Origin of the sequence: Myroides oncorhynchi (assembly GCF_020905415.1) — a bacterium.
Classification (GTDB): Bacteria; Bacteroidota; Bacteroidia; order Flavobacteriales; family Flavobacteriaceae; genus Flavobacterium; species Flavobacterium oncorhynchi_A.
Genome location: NZ_JAJJMP010000001.1, coordinates 398,090 through 416,471 on the forward strand (window position 1 = coordinate 398,090; position 18,382 = coordinate 416,471).

Sequence of the window (18,382 nt, forward strand, 5' to 3'; positions counted from 1 at the left end):
GCAATGACTTTTAAACAAAAATAGACAATATCCCTCTACCAATCACTCATACCATAAAAAAGCCCAATCATAACTGATTGGGCTATATATCTTTTAATAGTTTATCACTACCTCGCTACCTCGTTCTTCATCTTTAATAACAGACAGAGACATCGGGATGCGCTCTTGTAGTTCGTCCACGTGAGAGATAATACCTACTATTCTGTTCTCTTTATGTAAATTACTCAATGTCTCGAAGACTATGTTTACCGACTCGCTATCCTGTGTACCGAACCCCTCATCGATAAAGAAGAAGTTCTTATCTGACTTAGACAGACTCTGTACACTCTCTGCTAACGCTAAGGCTAACGACAGTGACACCTGAAAGCTCTGTCCTCCTGATAGTGTCTTCACACTTCTTGCCTTACCATTATTAAGGTAATCGATAATCTCAAACTCATTAGCTTCGTTAAGCTGTAAACTCAGCTGATTATTCGTCAATCTATGGAATCTAGCATTTGCCATATCACACAGATTCTTTAGATAGATAGAAGATACATAGTTTACAAATCCCGCTCCACTAAACATATTCATCAGTGTACCTAAGTTAGTCACACGCTTATCGATCACATCGTATTGTTTCTGTAAGGTTTGTTTCTTCGCATAGTCTTTCTCTAGTCGCTCTACCTCACCTGCTAACTTAGCTACCACCTCCGTTATCTCCTTTACCTGTGTTTCTAACTGAGTGATGACCTCCTGCTGCTTAACGAACTTCTCATGATCAAAAGCAATGTCTTTTAGCTTATCAACTAACGTATTCACTGCATTTCTAACTACTTCTAACTGTACTTCGAATGCCTGTATAGCTTCTCTCTGTTGCTCTACATTAATATTCTTACTTAATACAGCGATCACTTCTTCTACAGTAGTTAACCGATGCGTACTTAATAGTGAAGTAATAGTAGTGTTACTCTGCTCTAATGCTTGTTTTAACTCTGCTAAATCCGCTTGTACATTCTTTACATCTGCCTGTAAACTTGCTAGTTTAGGAGACATTATACTATACTGAGCAGTCAAGTCTTTATAGCGCTGTTCTACTAACGTTACATTAGCTTCACGCTGCTGAACCTGCTGCGCTAATATTGTTTCTTCTAAGTTTAGATACGTGTCTATCTGAAGTCTGATGATCTGCTCACTCTTAGACTTGACGTCACTTTCTAGACTTGCGCCTTCTAGTTCTATACTTCCTAATTCTTTAGTGAACTTCTCTACTTGACCACGGTGTAGTTCTACTTCTTTAGTGACTACAGTTAACTTATTCTCAAGTGTTTCTACTTGCTTACTGATTATCTCAGCTTGTTTCTTAAGATTGACAAATTGCTCTGCATTTCCTTTTTCTATTATCGTCCATACGAAATTAAGCTGATGAAGTTCTACTTGTTGTCTAAGGTTTTGTTCCCTTTGTTGGTTCTCTTGTCCTTGACCTAACAGTAGCTTCTTCTTATCAAATAGACTAACAGCCTTGCGTTCGTATTTCTTTAATCTGTCTTGCTTATCCTTTACCTCCTTTAAGCGATTCTCACACTGTTGTACAGATACAGTCACATCGTCTCCCTGTAGAATATGAGGATGGTGTGCCGATCCACATAATGGACAGGCTTGCCCATCGTGTAATTCGTTAGCATAACGTGCCAACTCCTGCGCCACCTTAAGATTCTGTAACTCTACTTCTATATCACTGATCTCCTTATCGAAAGTAGTTCTATAGTTCTCTATCTCCTGTTCCCACTGATTAATATCCTTTAATTTCAGTCCTGCTATATCACTATCTACTGCTTGTATCTCCGTATTTAATGAAGCCATAGACTGCTGTACCTCCTGCATACTCTTCTCAAAAAAAGACTGCTGCGTAAACCACGCATCTAAAGACATCAGCATAGTTGTATCTATTCGATTACCCTTAGCGGTATTTAGTTCATTTTCTTGATGAGTTAAAGCTTCTTTGCTTGTCTTAAAAGCTTGCTCTGCCTCCTCTACAAAAGCCTTTCCCTTCTTATGACGCTCTAATAGAATAGCCTTAGCATTATGCGCTTTCTTGATTTCCTTAATTAAGTTTAACTCATACAACTCAGCCTTTAAGTGTTCTAAACCTGCATATTGTTGCTCCGCTACCTTCAGTTCATTGCTAACTTTAGTGAATTGCTCTTGTAGATCAGTTGTTTCTTTAGTGACAGTATTTAATCTTGTCTCACGAGTAGCTACTTTCTCAGTTACATTCTTCTGTTCTACTAACACAGCAGAGAATGCCTTATCTAGCTGTTCATACTGAATCAACTCATTCTTCTGAGTAGTTATTTGTGGTACCTTCTCTTCTAATAGTGCTAATTCGGTCTTCTTCGTTGCCAATGTCTCAAAGTCATCTTTCACTGCTTTGAGCTGTTGATAGCTTTCGCTCTCTTGCTTATATGTTTTGTTCAGCTCGTTACTCTTCTCACTCTCCTGAAGATGTAGTGTCTTCTTTTGTGTAATTTCCTCTGTTGTAACTTGGCTAAAACTCTTTAATTCTCCTTCTATTACGTTTAGACTCTCCTTAGTAGTACCATATAAACGCTTCGCCTTATCTGCCAAATCAAAACGATCTAAACCAAATATCTCCTGCATCATCTTGGTTCTATCCTTACCGCCTAATTCGATAAACTCTCTAAACTTCCCTTGTGGAATAATAATCGTACGTTTAAAGTTCTCATAACTTAGCCCAACGATATCAGGCATATTAAGTTCCTTCTGTGGTACCCATATCCCATCTTCATCTTTATATAACGTCGTATCACCTCTCTTCACATCATCAAATTTTTTAGAATTTCTTCTAAACTCTCTGTAGATGCGATACTTCTCTTCTTTAAAATTATAGAACTCAAAGTCAATCACCGAGCGGTCTGACTTTAGGTTCATCATATTATAAGCACGCTTATCATTCTTATTCATACGCTCCGTCTCTCCATATAATCCGAAAGAGATTGCCTCTAATATCGACGACTTACCTGATCCGACCTTTCCGAATATACCGAATAACCCTGCCTCTATTAGACTTGTGAAATCTATAACCTGCTTCTCTTGATATGAATACAGTCCTTCTATCGTTAACTTAATTGGTATCATACTGTACTACTCTAATATCTCTTTAAACAAATCCATTAACTCCTCATTAGGCTCTTGCCCTTTATTTCTCTCTTTAAAGTAATCTCTAAAAAGCCCTTGCATATCCTGATCTAGATTGACTTGCTTCGCATTAGACTGTTCGCCTTTATCACTCAGTGTGACCTGAGGAATAATAGTGATAATCCCATCGTGAGCAGAGTATAACCTCTTCATATCATCCGCATTTAAGAACGTATCACTAACGATAGTTAATTCTACTAATTGATACGGATTAGCGACTAACCACTCCACCGCATCATCTACACTGCTAAACTTCATACGAGATAGCTGACGTCCACTCTCTAGAGGTACTTGCGTATAAGTAATGGACTTGCCTGCTTCAGCATCTAATATCATCACACACTTCTGCTGTCCTGCCTCACTAAAACTATAACTAAGCGGACTACCTGAATACACTACAGGTCTATCCTCTGGGCCTACCTGATGTGCTCTATGTAAATGTCCAAGAGCAGTGTACTGCACTTGCTCTGGGATGATATCACTATAGATAATATCAGCATTACCGATCTTTAGAGGTTTCTCTCCATCAGGTTCATCTAACAGCTCGCCATTGCGATTCATCATATACAGGTGTGAGATCAGTAGATTCACTCCCTTAGTCTTACAATATTTATCTGCTAATGCTTGCCAATTCTCCCCTAGCACTTCATTAAGAGCAGTCCCCTTATCTTCAGTATCTAAAGCTTTCTTAAGCCTCAGCTCGTTAGCATAAGGAGTATGTAGTATGCGTATCGGCTGCTTAAATCGGTCTAACTTCAATTCAAAAAAGCCATTTGCTGACCTCGATATTTTAAATTGGTTCTCGATCTCAAAAGGTGTCACAGCAGCATTAGGTAATCCGACCAAGATAATCCCACACTCACGTGCTAATGGATCCGGAGCATCTATGCGCTCAGGGCTATCGTGGTTACCTGCTATAGCGATGACAGGACGCTCACCATTTTTGGCAAGGCGTTTCAATGTTTTATAAAATAACTCTACAGCCTCTACGGGTGGGTTAAAGGCATCAAATAAATCACCTGCTACTAAGACAACATCCACTGCCTCACGCTCTGCTATTTCACAGATCTCGTCAAGCACTTTGCGCTGTTCCTCTAAGCGACTAAAATTATCTAATCTCTTTCCTAAGTGCCAATCGGCTGTATGTAGAATCTTCAATCCCATTTATCTTTCTTTGTTTTCTAGTGGCTCAAAGATACTAACTATATCAGGGTTTATACGTCACTTTTAAGATTAGCTTAATCATTTTTTTAGCAATAAATACCTCAACAATGAACTTATTTTCGCTTTACAATTATAAATGACAACACCCTATTAATACAGTGTATTAATGGGGTGTTCTTATTTATAAATCAACTATGCTCACTTATATCTCACATCCTTCAGGACCACAAGCCCCTGCATCACTACCACCTTTCATCTCGAATTTAGGTTGGCTTTCTTGGTATGCTTGTGTTAACGCTTCTACGAATGCCTCAGTAGGTTGTGCTCCTGACACACCGTATTTTCTATCCAATACAAAGAATGGCACTCCTGACACCCCTAGAGTACGTGCCTCTGCGATATCTGCATTTACCTCTTCTAACTGCGCATCAGAGATTAAGAATGTTCTTGCTTCTTCTGCTTTTAATCCTATCTCCTGTGCGATAGCAACTAATACTTCTATATCACCTACATTCTTTCCGTTAGTGAAGTGCGCTAAGAATAATGCTTCTTCTGCTTCGTTCCCTTTACCTTGCGCTTGAGCAAAGTGAATAAGGCGATGTGCTCTGATGGTATTCACAGGGATAGACTGATCTTGTTTAAAGTCTATTCCAACCGCATTACCTGCTTGTTGCAGATTATCCATCATCCCTTGTATTTGTGCAGCAGGCATACCTTTGCGTTGAGCTAAATAGTCTTTCGTTGACATCTCTAATCCCTCTACAGGCAAGTCTGGATCAAGCTGAAAGCTTTTCCACTCTACTTCTATCTTATCTGCGAAAGGCAACTGTACCAACGCATTCTCAAAATTCTTCTTTCCAACGTAACAAAAAGGGCACATTACGTCTGACCATATTTCAACTTTCATATCTTATCTATTTAAATGAGGAGCTAACTGAATAACTCTATACCCAAAGATAAAACTAATCCAACTGAGTACTTCTCTTCTTAACAATAATTAAATAGTATCCAAAAGGGAAGTGCCTGTGGTAAAACATATAGCTTTTGCCATATTCAGAAGAATTAAAAGTTATTACTTCACCCAATTATTCTTACCTGCGATACCTCCTGATATAATCAGTGTACCTGACATTACTAATAGAAAGACAAGTGATAATGACCACGCCTGTGATAGATCAAATAAAGCTCCAAATATAGGTGGTCCACACGCTGCGATCAAGTATCCGATAGACTGCGCCATACCCGATAACTCTGCTGCCTGTGTAGTTGTACTTGTGCGCAAAACGAAGAATAACATCGACAAACTAAATGCTAATCCACTTGCCGTACCTATCAGTACACACCATAGTGCAATAAGGTTAACCTTAAATATTAATAACCCTGCTATCCCTACTGCAAACAAGACTCCTGTCGCTATGGCTAATAGCTTCTGATTAGGAAGTTTACTTGCTATAATAGCTCCTATAAACGTCATCGGCAACTGTGCGAACTGCATATATGATAATAACCATCCTGCTTCTTCTCTCGGAATCCCCCAAGTAATAGCCATCTTAGGTAACCACGCTGCTAGACAGTAGAACAGTAATGACTGTACACCCATAAATATAGTAACTGCCCACGCTGTCTTAGACTTGTACATATTAACTTTTACTTCGTCCTGTCCTAATGAAGCTGTTGGTTGTACAGCTTTATGTTTCTTCACTTGTGGTAACCAAACCACAATAGTCACAACACTTAGTACTATCCATATTCCGATAGATCCCTTCCATCCCATTTCTGTGAACTTACCTAAGCTAATACTAAACCCTGCTGCTAATGCTGCTGTAAGGTTCATCGCTACAGAGTATATTCCCATCATCGTACCAACGTTCTTCTGGTAGTTATTTTTGATGTATGCAGGCATTAATACATTCCCTACTGTGATAGCAATACCTACTAAAGCCGCTCCTAAAAACAGAGTAACTAAACTTCCATAAGGTCTAATCACTAATCCTATACTCAATAAGATTAATGAGACTAATAAGACTATTTCCATTCCGTAACGACGTGATATCCTAGGCACCATACTCGACAAAAATCCAAATGCCATCAGTGGTATTGTAGTCACTAAACCTGCTGTAGTATTAGATAACGCAAGGGACTTGCTTATCTCACTGATCACAGGACCTACAGAAGTTAGGGGAGCTCTAAGATTAGAAGCGATGAAGATTATCCCTAATAACATCAGTATCTTCTTCATCTTAGAAGTTTCTTCTATATAATTTTCCATTGTTGTTTGTTTTAAAAAATGTGTATTGTTATTATAGGGTACAAAAATAAAAGCTAATAAATGATTATATTCGCCATATATCATAACTAAAACGACAAGTATGAGTAAACCCCAGTTAGTAGATCAAGTTGAGAAGAAAGGGTTCTCTTGGCATGCGGAACTATGGAAGCACAACAATGAGTTTCACCATCACAAGAAAGCCCAACTCGTATATGTAGAATCAGGATATCAATATCTACATGTTGAATCATGCCAATTCTTATTGCCTCAAAACCACGTAGCCTATATTCCATCCAATATGCCACATAAGACTACACATGCTTCTGAACACGTATCACTGCGTACGCTATACTTTGATGTGGATGACTTACCTCTGTTTTACGATAAATTATACCTGTTCTCTATACCAAGTGTACTAAGAGAAATGATTATGTATACTGAAAAGTGGTCTATGAATATGGAATATGAGGAGAGTGAACAAACTTTCTTAAGAGCCATCTTATTAGAGCTTCCCTCTTTCGTGCAAAATGCTGTACCGCTTATCACTCCTGTACCGCGTACAAAAGTATTACTGGATGCTACAGCATATATTCACAAACATTATCAAGCAACTATAACCATAGATGAGTTGGCAGAATTGTGCTTTATGAGTGTGCGTACCTTAGAACGTCAATTCAAAAAAGAAACAGGCATAAGCATCGCCAAATATATACAGATGATGCGTATCATTAAATCAATAGAGTTACTCAGTGAAGGACAACATACTATTAGCGAAATAGCATTATCTGTAGGGTATAATAGTGCACAATCATATAGTAATGTATTCACTAAACTTATAGGTCAACGTCCCACTGAGTTTATGCAACAGAGTCTTACTCTATAATCAAACTACTATTCTAAATGAACGGATAACCTAAGACTGCGACCAATAAAAAAAGTCGGTTTATAACAAACCGACTTTTTTTATTTAAAAACAATACTTCTTAGTAATCTAAAGAATCTTCAGGAGCATCTGATATTTTAATTTGAGTAAACTCTGGATAATTAACTAAAAAATCCTTTTTTAGTGCATATCCTATAGATTGTCTCGTACCAGAACTTCCATTAAATACAGAAGGAGATCCCTTTAGCCATTTTGTTTCATACACTTTGGCATCTGTCTTTGCATCTTTTACTGTTATTTTAGCATGACGTTTACTCTTACTGTATTTATAAACTTGTACTTCAAGTACAAAATCAGCATCTTCTTTAATACTAACTAACTTACATGTAGAGAAGCGTCTGAATTCAGAGAGCGCCATTCTCTTTGCATCCTCTCCATTTACATTTACCTTATTTTCGGTATCGACAAACTCTATATAAAACTTAGAATCTTTCGTTAAAGTAGGTGCTATGGTTGTACTTATTTCTAGGCAATCACTAGAAATAGTAGATTCTACAGCATGTGATAGAGTGCCTATCAATAAAAATGTTGTACTTAATAATATAGACTTTTTCATATTGTGTAAATAGTGATTTTGTTTGATATATTTTCTCTTTCAAAGCAAATACATTTTTTAAGACTAATCATAATAATTTTTAAACAATAAAAAAGCCAATCTTTTCAATTAGCTTTGTATTCTATACTTGTAATTAGTTTACAAGTGGTAAGAATCCGTATTCTTTAGCATAACGCAACATTTGCTCTTCGAATGATTTAGGTTGTTCTACTTTATAATCAGTAACTTCTCCTTTATCGTTCTTCACAGGCACAATGTATGGGTTAACAAATCCTCTATATGGAGCAGAATTAAACTTAGCATTACGCGTTAATACTTCTTTGTGTATCGCTTGATCTACTTTTACACCATAAGTTTCTACTAACTCTTGTCCTGCTTTATAATCTCCCTCAGACTTGATACGTTGTGTCTCTTTTAAAAGTTGTCCAAACAAGTCGTGTAATTTATCATAGTCAGTAATGTTATAGTATGTCTTACCATCACGAACTACTTTCTCTATTACATTGTCTTTCTTACCTTTTTCAAATACCCAAGCACTCACCCATTGGCGATTTCTCATGTGTGCTTCTTCGATATCAGCTCCTGGCTCTAAACGCACTAACTGAGTCATTAACCCGTTGCGGATATAACCATCATAAGCTGCTTTACCTACCGACTTCCAATCATCTACTAATCCTAACTCTTGTAACTTAGGACTGTATAAATAGAATAAACCTACTAAGTCAGCACGTCCTTCTTCTAAAGTAGAAGCATAACTTTTTAAAGTCTCTTTAGGTTGTCCCACTCCTTTGTTAATTTGTCCAGATGCATGCCCGATTACTTCGTGAAGCGCAGTGTGTAATTTATCTGCTAACTCTCCATACTTCTCTTCTAACTTTAATTCTTCTTCATCGTGAACGAACTCTTTTAATTTGTCCGAACCACCTGCATGGTTATAAGAATCGATAATATTACCTAATGAGATTGATTTAGAACCGTGTTCTGCTCTAATCCAGTCAGCATTTGGTAAGTTCACTCCAATAGGTGTACTTGGAGATGCGTCACCTGCTTCTGATGCTACGATAACAGTCTTATAAGTAACACCTTTAACGTTTTTCTTTTTATGAGCATCCATTAATGGAGAGTTATCCTCAAACCATTGTGCTGATTGAGAGATCACAGCCATCTTTTTAGACATATCAAAGTCGTTAATTTGCACCACGCTTTCATAAGATCCTTTATGACCTAATGGATCTGCATATACCTCAATAAATCCATTGTTATAATCGATATTTCCTTTTGTAGCCTTTACCCAAGCGACGTTATAATCATCCCAAGTCTTCAAATCTCCAGTTTGGTAATATTTGATTAATAATTTAAGTGCATCTCCTTGTTCTTTATTCTCTGCTACAGTTACTGCTTTTTCTAACCAAAAGATAATTTGATCAATTGCTTTACCATACATTCCTCCACTCTTCCATAATTTCTCTACTAACTTACCATTCTCTTTAACTACTTTAGAGTTCAAACCAGTAGATAATGGGCGGTCTGGATCAGGGCTTTTCATCGCTCCATAGAACGCTTCTACTTCATCTTCTGTGATACCTTCACCATAGAAATTAACAGCAGATCCCTTCACAAGTCCTTTTGCCAAGTCAAGGTTTACCTTTTTATTATCTACGTTATTAAATAAAATATTAGAGATATTTTGATCTAACACTGTATTTGTTTCTTTCAATAAAATAGAAAAATACGCTTGAGAAAACCCTGGTTTAATCTTATCATTAGAATAATGGTGGTGAATACCATTAGAGAACCATACGCGTTTAACATATGTAACGAACTCTTTCCAGTCTTCAGACTCTTTATCACCTTTATAATTTTCGTACACATTCTCTAATGCTTTACGAATAGTCAAGTTGTGCTTATAGTTCTGATCCCAGATGATATCACGTCCAGCATATCCTGCTTGACTTAAATAATAAACTAACTCTTTCTCTTTTAATGTCAAGTTCTCCCATCCAGGTATCTGGTATTTTAATACCTCGATATCTCCAAATTGATCAATACTATATTCAAATTGTTCTGTATCTGCCACTCCTTCAGTTCCTTTTTCAGTTCCTTTTTTTTCTCCGCATGATAGTGCCATAGCAGAAGCTATCACAATACACGCCATTGTGTTTAATTTCATATTATAGTTTTTATATTGTGTCTAGACAAATATATACATATTGCCTATAACGAATCTATTAAATCGTCTGCAAAATTATATACAAGCCTATTTCTTTAAATAATCATCAGCAAAATGAGTATCTGAATTAGGGTTGTCAAACTTGGCCTGGTTGTAAGCATTTGACTTGTTCTTAGGAATACTAAGGGACTGCCATTCAGCATTGCGTATCATTTTACCAATAAATATAATCTGACCTATGTGATAAGGATAATGCGCTAACTGTCTATAAAATGCTTCTGCTACAGTATGATCTTGATTGCGAATCTTAATGATACACTGTATATTTTCTTCATCTATACTATCAATAGTTGCAAACAATACATTCCACGCCTTATCCCAATTAGTAATTAACTCATGTCTGTTGTATACTCCATCTGCAAACTCTTCATCTCTATTTCTCCAAGTTTTCTCACCATCTTCAGTAAAGAAGTTAGTAAAACGCGAAAGTAGATTACCCGTGATATGACGCATGATCATAGCTATTGAATTACCTTCCTCATTTAGCTTGAGATTCAATTCATCTTGAGATAAGAGTAAGACGGTCTTATCAACCATCTGTCTGTAGTATTCGAATTGCTTGCGAATACCCGCTAATTCTTGTAATGTCATAATTGGTGTTTTATGGGGTTGTTTTGTTCTTTGGTTTCTTGGTTAAGCGTACTTGCAATGTACTATTTATAGTAGAAATACTTCGATTAAAGGCAAAAAAAAATAACCCGAAGGTTATTTTTTCTTTACTAAAGGATGATTAAGCCCTTTTACATTATTGTTTATAACATCATATGTTTTTAGATGTTTAAATAGCTCTGTTAGGTTTCTAAAGCCATAATCTCTAGCGTCAAAACTAGGATTAAGCTTACGAAGGTTACCTCCTACAGTAGCAATATATGCTTCTACCTCCTCGTCTACAGACATATCGAAAGCTTTATCTATCAGTCTATATTCTTTCTTCGTTAACGCTTTAGTATCGTCATCATCATCGGAATCCGTTTTCTTAACAATTCCACTTGCTCCTTTACTAACAATAACCTCTTTAGGCATCAGCGTCTCACAGTAAGTAAATATCTCACAGGATTGAACGAAAGCATTTGGAGTTTTTTTCTCTCCTACTCCCATCACGAAGATTCCTTCTTCTCTAATGCGCTTTGCTAACCCCGTATAATCACTATCACTTGATACGATACAGAATCCATCTACCATCTTATCATGTAGAATGTCCATTGCATCAATAATCAGTGAACTATCAGTAGAGTTCTTTCCACTAGTATAATTAAACTTCTGTATAGGCGAAAATGATAAATCATTTAATAAATCCTTCCAGCTATTCATTTGCGGTGTTGTCCAATCCCCATAAATACGACGGACAGTCACCTTTCCATATTTAGAAACTTCTTCTAAAATCTTATCTAACAACTTAGCTTGTGCATTATCACCATCCACTAAGATTGCTATATTATTGTTTTGTTTTTCCATCTTATTTTCCTTTTCGAAAGCTCTAAAATACGAAAATAGACCTATCTAATAAAGAGTAATAACAAAAACATAACTAAATAGAGTCAAAAAATTAGTCTATTAAAGTAAAACTTCCTGTAACATACTGACTCTCTCGGTTGCCATCTTTACCATCATAAGACCAAAACGCAGTGACTTCCCCCGTTTTAGTATTAATAATTTGGCTTACTGTGAAACCGTCTTTTTCTATCCAGTTTAAAAAATGTAGATTGTTAGATAGTTGTTTATAACTCAACTTTTCATCTCCCTCATTTTTCACTCCATCTTCTCCTATAGTACTCCAATGTAACGTTTCTGCATCAGTATAAGTAATTGTAGCTTTCATCTCTGGAAACTGTATTTCAGCTTTATGCCCAATAAGGGTACTAGTGTGGCTAGCACTAGTACTGTTTGTTGTTTCCTTTGAAATAGATTCTTTTGAGTTATTAGACTGACACGCTCCTAAAAATAAAGTAATGGATACTGAAGCGTATAATATCTTGGTTTTCATTGTTCTATATTTAAGTACAAAAATACTTTGTCTCTAAATCATAAACATTGAACTACTTCAATAAATTACATTTTCTTCTTACTGCGTATTTTACTCAAGAACTCTTGAGAAATTCCTAGATAAGAAGCAATCTGAATATTAGTCAATCTCTTTAATAGTGAAGGATAGCGATTACAGAAATACTCATACTCCTCCGTAGCGTTCATAGATAATTTATTAATTATCCGCCGTTGGAGTGCAGCACATTCTTGCTGTGTCATACGTCTATAAATCCGTTCTAATCCAGATACCTGATCATACAACGCCTCCTTTACTTCTTTTGTTATAAACAAGATTTCACTGTCTTCTAAAGCTTGTATACTTGTCCTAGAGGGCAGTCCATTATTGTAACTCTCCAAATCTGATATCCACCAATCTTCTATAGAAAAGTGAATAATATGTTCATCTCCTTTATCGTCTAAACAATATTTTTTAAAACATCCTTGTATAACAAAAGCTTCAAAATCACATACCTCTCCCGCCTTTAATAAATAATCTTTCTTTTTGACATGTACAGTCTGAAAAGAAGCGAGTATAAGCTCCTTCTCTTCTGTAGTTAATATCACTCCTTTGCGTTCGAAATTATCTATTAATGAGGCTTTATCCATTGAGTACTTTTTTACTTTATAATTTTTACAGTTAACTATTATAACTTTTATTTACATAGTAACCTACTATTTATCTTTCTTAAAATCTGCTTGTAATACACTTTACATATCATTTATACCGATTTTAAACTACACATACAGTACTAATATACAACTAGTTAAAAAATAAATTGCATTATTTTTAAAAAAACAATTACTTAATGTTGTAACAATTTAATCAAAACTATGACTATTATAGTAACCTTAATCAAATATAAAATAAACTTAACTTAATAACTATTATGAAACTTAAACTAAGTGTCATCCTTTTCCTTACGATGGTTTGCTCTATATATGCGCAACAAAAAGGAAAAATAACAGGGATCATCTTTGATACGACTGTAAACCAATCAGTCCCTTATGCTACTATTTCTCTTAAATCAGGAGAAAATATAGTAACAGGAGTTATGTCTGAAGACAATGGTAAGTTCGAATTAACTGCTCCTTTAAGTAAATATACTTTAGAGGTACAGTTTATCGGATACCAAACGTACACAAAAGAATTTGAGCTAAAAGAAGCTACTTATAACTTTGGTACTATAAACTTAACTCCAGAAGCAACTACTTTAGAAGGAGTAAACATTATCGCAGAACAATCTACAATAGAACAAAAGATAGATAGAAAAGTAATCAATGTAGGTAGAGACCTAACTACTGCTGGTGCTACAGCGGGAGAGATTATGAATAATATCCCTTCTGTAAACGTAGACAAAGATGGTAAAATCTCTCTTAGAGGAAATGAAAATGTACGTATCCTAATTGATGGACGCCCTACTAATATGTCTTCTGAGCAAGTATTAAAACAAATCCCTTCTACGTCTATTAAGAGTATAGAGTTAATCACTAACCCTAGTGCAAAGTATAATCCTGAAGGTATGTCTGGTATCATTAATATTGTATTGCACAAAAATACAATGGACGGTTTTAATGGTTCTATAGACACAGGTACAACTTTTGCTCATTATACAAAGAACTCTAATTCTGTTAACTTAAACTATAGACAGGGAAAACTGAATTTTTATGGTAACGGTAGCTATTCTTACTCACAGGGTAAAAACCAAGGTGATATGATGCGCTATGACTTAATGTCTCCTACAGAGATTCGCATAAAATCTATCAATAAAAATTACCTATATAAAGTAGGGATGGATTACTATATAAATGACAACAATACTTTATCGTTCTATACTAATCAAAGTACTAATGATGGAAATACAAAATTAAGAAATGCTACTATTTACCCAGCTAATCAGTTTGAAGATATTCATCAATTTACAAGATATACTGGTACGAATAAATATAGCTCTTATAACTTAGCATATAAACACTTATTTGAAAAGAAAGGCCATACTCTAGATATTGAAGGTAACCATAGTCGTAATAAATCTGATAACGATGGAGATTATAATACTACGTATGGTACAAATCCTAATCAGTTCTATCAAGATAATAGTGATAACAAAAACAACTTAACTACCGTTAATATTGATTATGTAAACCCTTTAAATGATCATACTAAATTAGAACTAGGTGCAGAAGCTAGAATCTCTAGAGCTGATAACTCATTTAATTCTAACAATTCACTTTCAGCAGTTGATACTCGTAATATTAATAATAAATACGACCAAGATATTTACTCTGCTTATGTAACATTTGGTCAGACCTATGGGAAATTTAATTACCAATTAGGTACCAGATTAGAAAGCTATAAAGTAGAATCTACTTTAAATGGTAAAAGCAATTTTAAAGATGATTATTTGACATTATACCCTTCTGTTTATTTAGGATATACGATGACTGATAACGATATGTTTAACTTAAGTTACAGTAGACGTGTAGACAGACCTAGTATCAATCAAACTAACCCTGTAAGACAATTCTCAACTCCATTAATGACAATGGTGGGTAACCCTGAGTTAAAACCTCAATTCACTAATTCTGTTGAACTAAACTACACTAGAATGTTTATGAACAAAAGCAGCGTAACTGCGGGAGTTTACTACAGAAGAATTAACAAGGAAATCAATCAAGTAATCTATGATGATCCAGAAAATGATAACCCTAATGCATTATTAATGACATTTGACAACTACAAATCAAATGATGCTTATGGATTTGAACTTTCTGCTAATATAAAATTAACTGCATGGTGGGATATGCAACCAGCTATTGATTTCTCAAGTATTAAACAATCTGGTTATGTATCTAAACTAAACACTACAACATCTAGTATGGATTTAGTAGAACGCAATATTACTGCTAGCGCCTTTAATGCTCGTTTAAACAGTAACTTTAAAGCTACTAAGAACTTAAGATTTAACTTATTTGGATTCTATAGAGGTCCTGTAGATGGTATCACTATGGATTCTAAAGAAATGTACAAAATAGATGCAGGTGCTAGATATGCTTTATTAGATAATAAATTAAGTATTAGTGCTAGATTTAGTGATATATTCAATACGATGAAATTTAAATATACTTCTGAATATCCTTATCCTTCTAGTGGTCAATTTACTTGGGAAAGTAGATCAGTATACTTGGGAGTAAATTATACTTTCGGAGGTGGAAAAGGACGTGCACTACAAAGAAAAAACAGAGATACAAACACTAAACAAAGTGGTGGTACTGGTGGAGGTTTATTCTAATAAACTAACAATGTTACACTAAACAATATTTTTTCAATTATTACTAAAAAAAGCTGTTGTCTCAATTGAGATAACAGCTTTTTTGTTTGAGAGAATTCTTTACTTTTTATGTTTACTAAGAAACGTTGTCACTACTGACAAGGCATTTTCTCTTACTTCTTGATGTGATAAAAACAAATCGTGTATTCCATCCTTGATACGTACTTTCTGAACATTGGCTCCCAATCTTGCTCCTATTTTTTCTATATCCTTAACATTGAGAACAATATCAGATGATTGAGAAGATGCTGTCCATTTAGAAGGGTTTCCTGACTGCTCACTATACATCAGTAAAATAGGAAAATCCTCATGTAGCACTACTTCTTGTATCAATTCTTGAGCATGCTGCACTGCTAATATCCAAGCATAATAAACTGGAAAAGGCTTGACAGGCTTCCAATCTGTATTATACTCCCATTCGCCATTATATGTTTTTAAAAGTGACTTACCATATATATCAGACATCTGATCATTAGAAGCATACATATCTTTTGCCACTTTCTTTTTTGCTACGACACCTATAAAAGGTTTCATATAAAAGGAAACATTAAAATCCAAGAAAGGTGAATTAAGCATCAATCCGCTTAACCGCTCCTTAAGCAAACCAAACATACTATAATACGTTGCCAACAACCCTCCAGTACTATGCCCTAATAGATACAATGTAGTACTGGGTTTAGCTTTTAAGATATATTCTATACTATAATCAATATCAGTAAAATACTCTCGGAGTGATTTACAATAATTAGGATGTTGATGTTCTAATAGAGAACGACCATACTTACGCAAATCAATAGCATAAAAGTCTATTCCATTCTCATTCAAATGATCCATCAGATGATATTGAAAGAAATAATCACAGAATCCATGTATATATAACACTGTCTGTCTATTCTCTGTTCTATTACTTCTTGATTCTATTAACGTCGTTACTACCTTTCCCTCATAATCATTTTCAAAGGGATGTCGATGAGTAATATACTTGTCGAATGTCAAATGCAGATTCATACTGATACCTATTAATATTATTTTATTGATCTTGACAACCGACTCCTTTGCTTACAACAAAGGAGAAAACAATCGTATAAAACTATTCTTAAGACGTTGTTTCCAAGATCTTTTATTCCATCTATGTAACTCTAATTTGATAGAATCCTTACAGTCTCTATCAAATATTTCTTTCATCTTTTTAGCAAAAGCATCGTCGTATACGACAACATTTACCTCAAAATTCAAATCAAAACTTCTATGATCAAGATTACATGTTCCTATAGAACTTATTCCTGAATCAGTCACAAATGTCTTTGCATGAATAAATCCTTTTTTATAAAGATATATCTCAACTCCAAATTCTAAAAGCTCCTGAAAATAGGACTCTGATGCCCATTTGACTATATTAGAATCTGTGATACCAGGCAAAATCATTTTCACCTTTTTACCACTAAGTGAAGCCATTTTGATAGCTAATTGTAGAGATTCATCAGGTATATAATAAGGTGTTGTAATACAGATTTCTTTATCTGCCATTTGTATTGCTTTAAGAACACTATACAATATAGAAGGTACATCAGAATCTGGTCCTGAAGAGATTACTTGCAGAGGAACATCACCTAAAGCTAAATTATCCTGTATAGGAAAGTACTTTTCATCAAAAGCTAAATCTTGTTTACTACAGAAGTTCCAATCAGCTAAGAAAATATATTGTAACCCATAAGCACCTGATCCCTCTATACGCATATGTGTATCTCTCCAGAAATACTCATTTGACTCCTTCTTTCGATTATCATATCTGTCTGAGATATTAATTCCGCCAGTATAAGCTATTTTACCATCAATTACGACAATTTTACGGTGATTTCGATAATTCATCCTATTGGCAAATGCTAATAAAATAATCTCATTAAAGGCAAATGCTTCTACCCCATTTGCTCTTAGATTCCGAACGATATTCTTTCGTATACTTTTACATCCAAAATCATCATAGATAAAACGAACTTTAACCCCCTCCTTAGCTTTTTGAATTAGCACCTCTTCTATCTCCTTGCCTATATCATTATTTTCATAGATATAATATTCGACATGAATTGTACTTGTTGCTTGTTTCAAATCCTCTAAAAGTCGTGGAAAGAATTCTTCTCCATTTTCTAATATTTCAGCCTTATTATCGACTAATAAAGGTCCTTCACCCATCATAGAACTAGATATCATCTTGATAAAAGAACGATTCTTTTCTATTACGACATTGCCTAATTGGTTTTGATCTAGATGAATATCATTTAACCTTTTTGTTAGTTTAGAACTATAAGCATCATTTATTTTAAGTTTTTTTGAATACATCTTTCTCTTGCGATAATTAATACCAAATGAGAAATAGAACATGATACCAAAAACAGGTACAAAGAATACCAATAATAAATAAGCTAATGTTTTTGATATTGAGTCCGTATCATAAATCACTCTTATAGCTACAATAATAGCTATAAGAAAATAAAATATCTCCAAATAGATAAACCAATCTGCCTGAACTCTTAAAAACATAATGAAAAGCGTTTCTACTAATTTTGATTACTCACTTCTAAACAATGTCTAGAATACCTAAAAGTAAAAAATAAAAAGGAGTTTAAAGAAGAATTGATTAACAAAGTGTATAAAAGCAAAAAGTCTCCCT

At 34.8% G+C, this 18,382-nt stretch carries 14 protein-coding genes; 2 read left to right on the plus strand and 12 right to left on the minus strand.

What is annotated here, in order from left to right; translation table 11 throughout:
- Window positions 1-93: 93 nt before the first annotated feature.
- The 4 genes from LNQ81_RS01575 to LNQ81_RS01590 form a co-directional block, all read right to left on the minus strand.
- Window positions 94-3,138 carry an SbcC/MukB-like Walker B domain-containing protein gene (locus LNQ81_RS01575; protein WP_229944427.1) on the minus strand — a complete coding sequence of 1,015 codons (3,045 nt, stop codon included), beginning with the start codon at window positions 3,136-3,138 and terminating at the stop codon, window positions 94-96.
- A gap of 6 nt (window positions 3,139-3,144) precedes the next feature.
- Window positions 3,145-4,362, minus strand: coding sequence for a metallophosphoesterase family protein (locus LNQ81_RS01580; protein WP_229944429.1), 1,218 nt, complete (start codon window positions 4,360-4,362; stop codon window positions 3,145-3,147).
- 202 nt (window positions 4,363-4,564) lie between these two features.
- Window positions 4,565-5,269, minus strand: a complete 705-nt coding sequence (locus LNQ81_RS01585) for a DsbA family oxidoreductase (protein WP_229944430.1) — start codon at window positions 5,267-5,269, stop codon at window positions 4,565-4,567.
- 165 nt (window positions 5,270-5,434) lie between these two features.
- Window positions 5,435-6,631, minus strand: a complete 1,197-nt coding sequence (locus LNQ81_RS01590) for a CynX/NimT family MFS transporter (RefSeq protein ID WP_229944432.1) — start codon at window positions 6,629-6,631, stop codon at window positions 5,435-5,437.
- Between the two features lie 100 nt (window positions 6,632-6,731).
- Here LNQ81_RS01590 and LNQ81_RS01595 point away from each other — a divergent pair, with 100 nt between their 5' ends.
- Window positions 6,732-7,514 carry an AraC family transcriptional regulator gene (locus LNQ81_RS01595; RefSeq protein ID WP_229944433.1) on the plus strand — a complete coding sequence of 261 codons (783 nt, stop codon included), beginning with the start codon at window positions 6,732-6,734 and terminating at the stop codon, window positions 7,512-7,514.
- 100 nt (window positions 7,515-7,614) lie between these two features.
- Here the strand turns inward: LNQ81_RS01595 and LNQ81_RS01600 are convergent, their stop codons facing one another.
- From LNQ81_RS01600 to LNQ81_RS01625, 6 genes are all read right to left on the minus strand, one after another.
- Window positions 7,615-8,130 carry a hypothetical protein gene (locus tag LNQ81_RS01600; RefSeq protein WP_229944434.1) on the minus strand — a complete coding sequence of 172 codons (516 nt, stop codon included), beginning with the start codon at window positions 8,128-8,130 and terminating at the stop codon, window positions 7,615-7,617.
- 133 nt (window positions 8,131-8,263) lie between these two features.
- On the minus strand, window positions 8,264-10,300 hold the full coding sequence (locus tag LNQ81_RS01605; protein ID WP_229944435.1) for a dipeptidyl-peptidase 3 family protein: 2,037 nt from the start codon (window positions 10,298-10,300) through the stop codon (window positions 8,264-8,266).
- An 87-nt stretch (window positions 10,301-10,387) separates the two neighbouring features.
- Entirely contained in the window at window positions 10,388-10,951 is a 564-nt protein-coding gene (locus tag LNQ81_RS01610) for a DUF1572 family protein (RefSeq protein WP_229944437.1), read from the minus strand.
- A gap of 114 nt (window positions 10,952-11,065) precedes the next feature.
- Window positions 11,066-11,815 carry an NYN domain-containing protein gene (locus LNQ81_RS01615; RefSeq protein WP_229944439.1) on the minus strand — a complete coding sequence of 250 codons (750 nt, stop codon included), beginning with the start codon at window positions 11,813-11,815 and terminating at the stop codon, window positions 11,066-11,068.
- Window positions 11,816-11,906: 91 nt separating this feature from the next.
- Window positions 11,907-12,344, minus strand: a complete 438-nt coding sequence (locus tag LNQ81_RS01620; RefSeq protein ID WP_229944440.1) for a MoaF-related domain-containing protein — start codon at window positions 12,342-12,344, stop codon at window positions 11,907-11,909.
- Between the two features lie 65 nt (window positions 12,345-12,409).
- Complete coding sequence (locus LNQ81_RS01625; RefSeq protein WP_229944441.1) at window positions 12,410-12,991, minus strand: Crp/Fnr family transcriptional regulator; 582 nt, start codon at window positions 12,989-12,991, stop codon at window positions 12,410-12,412.
- 281 nt (window positions 12,992-13,272) lie between these two features.
- On the opposite strand from LNQ81_RS01625, the gene LNQ81_RS01630 reads away from it, so the two are divergent.
- Window positions 13,273-15,675, plus strand: a complete 2,403-nt coding sequence (locus LNQ81_RS01630) for a TonB-dependent receptor (protein ID WP_229944442.1) — start codon at window positions 13,273-13,275, stop codon at window positions 15,673-15,675.
- Window positions 15,676-15,774: 99 nt separating this feature from the next.
- Here LNQ81_RS01630 and LNQ81_RS01635 read toward each other — a convergent pair whose 3' ends face one another.
- Together LNQ81_RS01635 and cls are read right to left on the minus strand one after the other, a co-directional pair.
- Entirely contained in the window at window positions 15,775-16,722 is a 948-nt protein-coding gene (locus LNQ81_RS01635; RefSeq protein WP_229944443.1) for an alpha/beta hydrolase, read from the minus strand.
- Between the two features lie 51 nt (window positions 16,723-16,773).
- A complete protein-coding gene (gene cls / locus LNQ81_RS01640; RefSeq protein ID WP_229944444.1) occupies window positions 16,774-18,252 on the minus strand; it encodes a cardiolipin synthase in 1,479 nt (492 codons plus the stop codon).
- Between the last annotated feature and the right edge of the window lie 130 nt (window positions 18,253-18,382).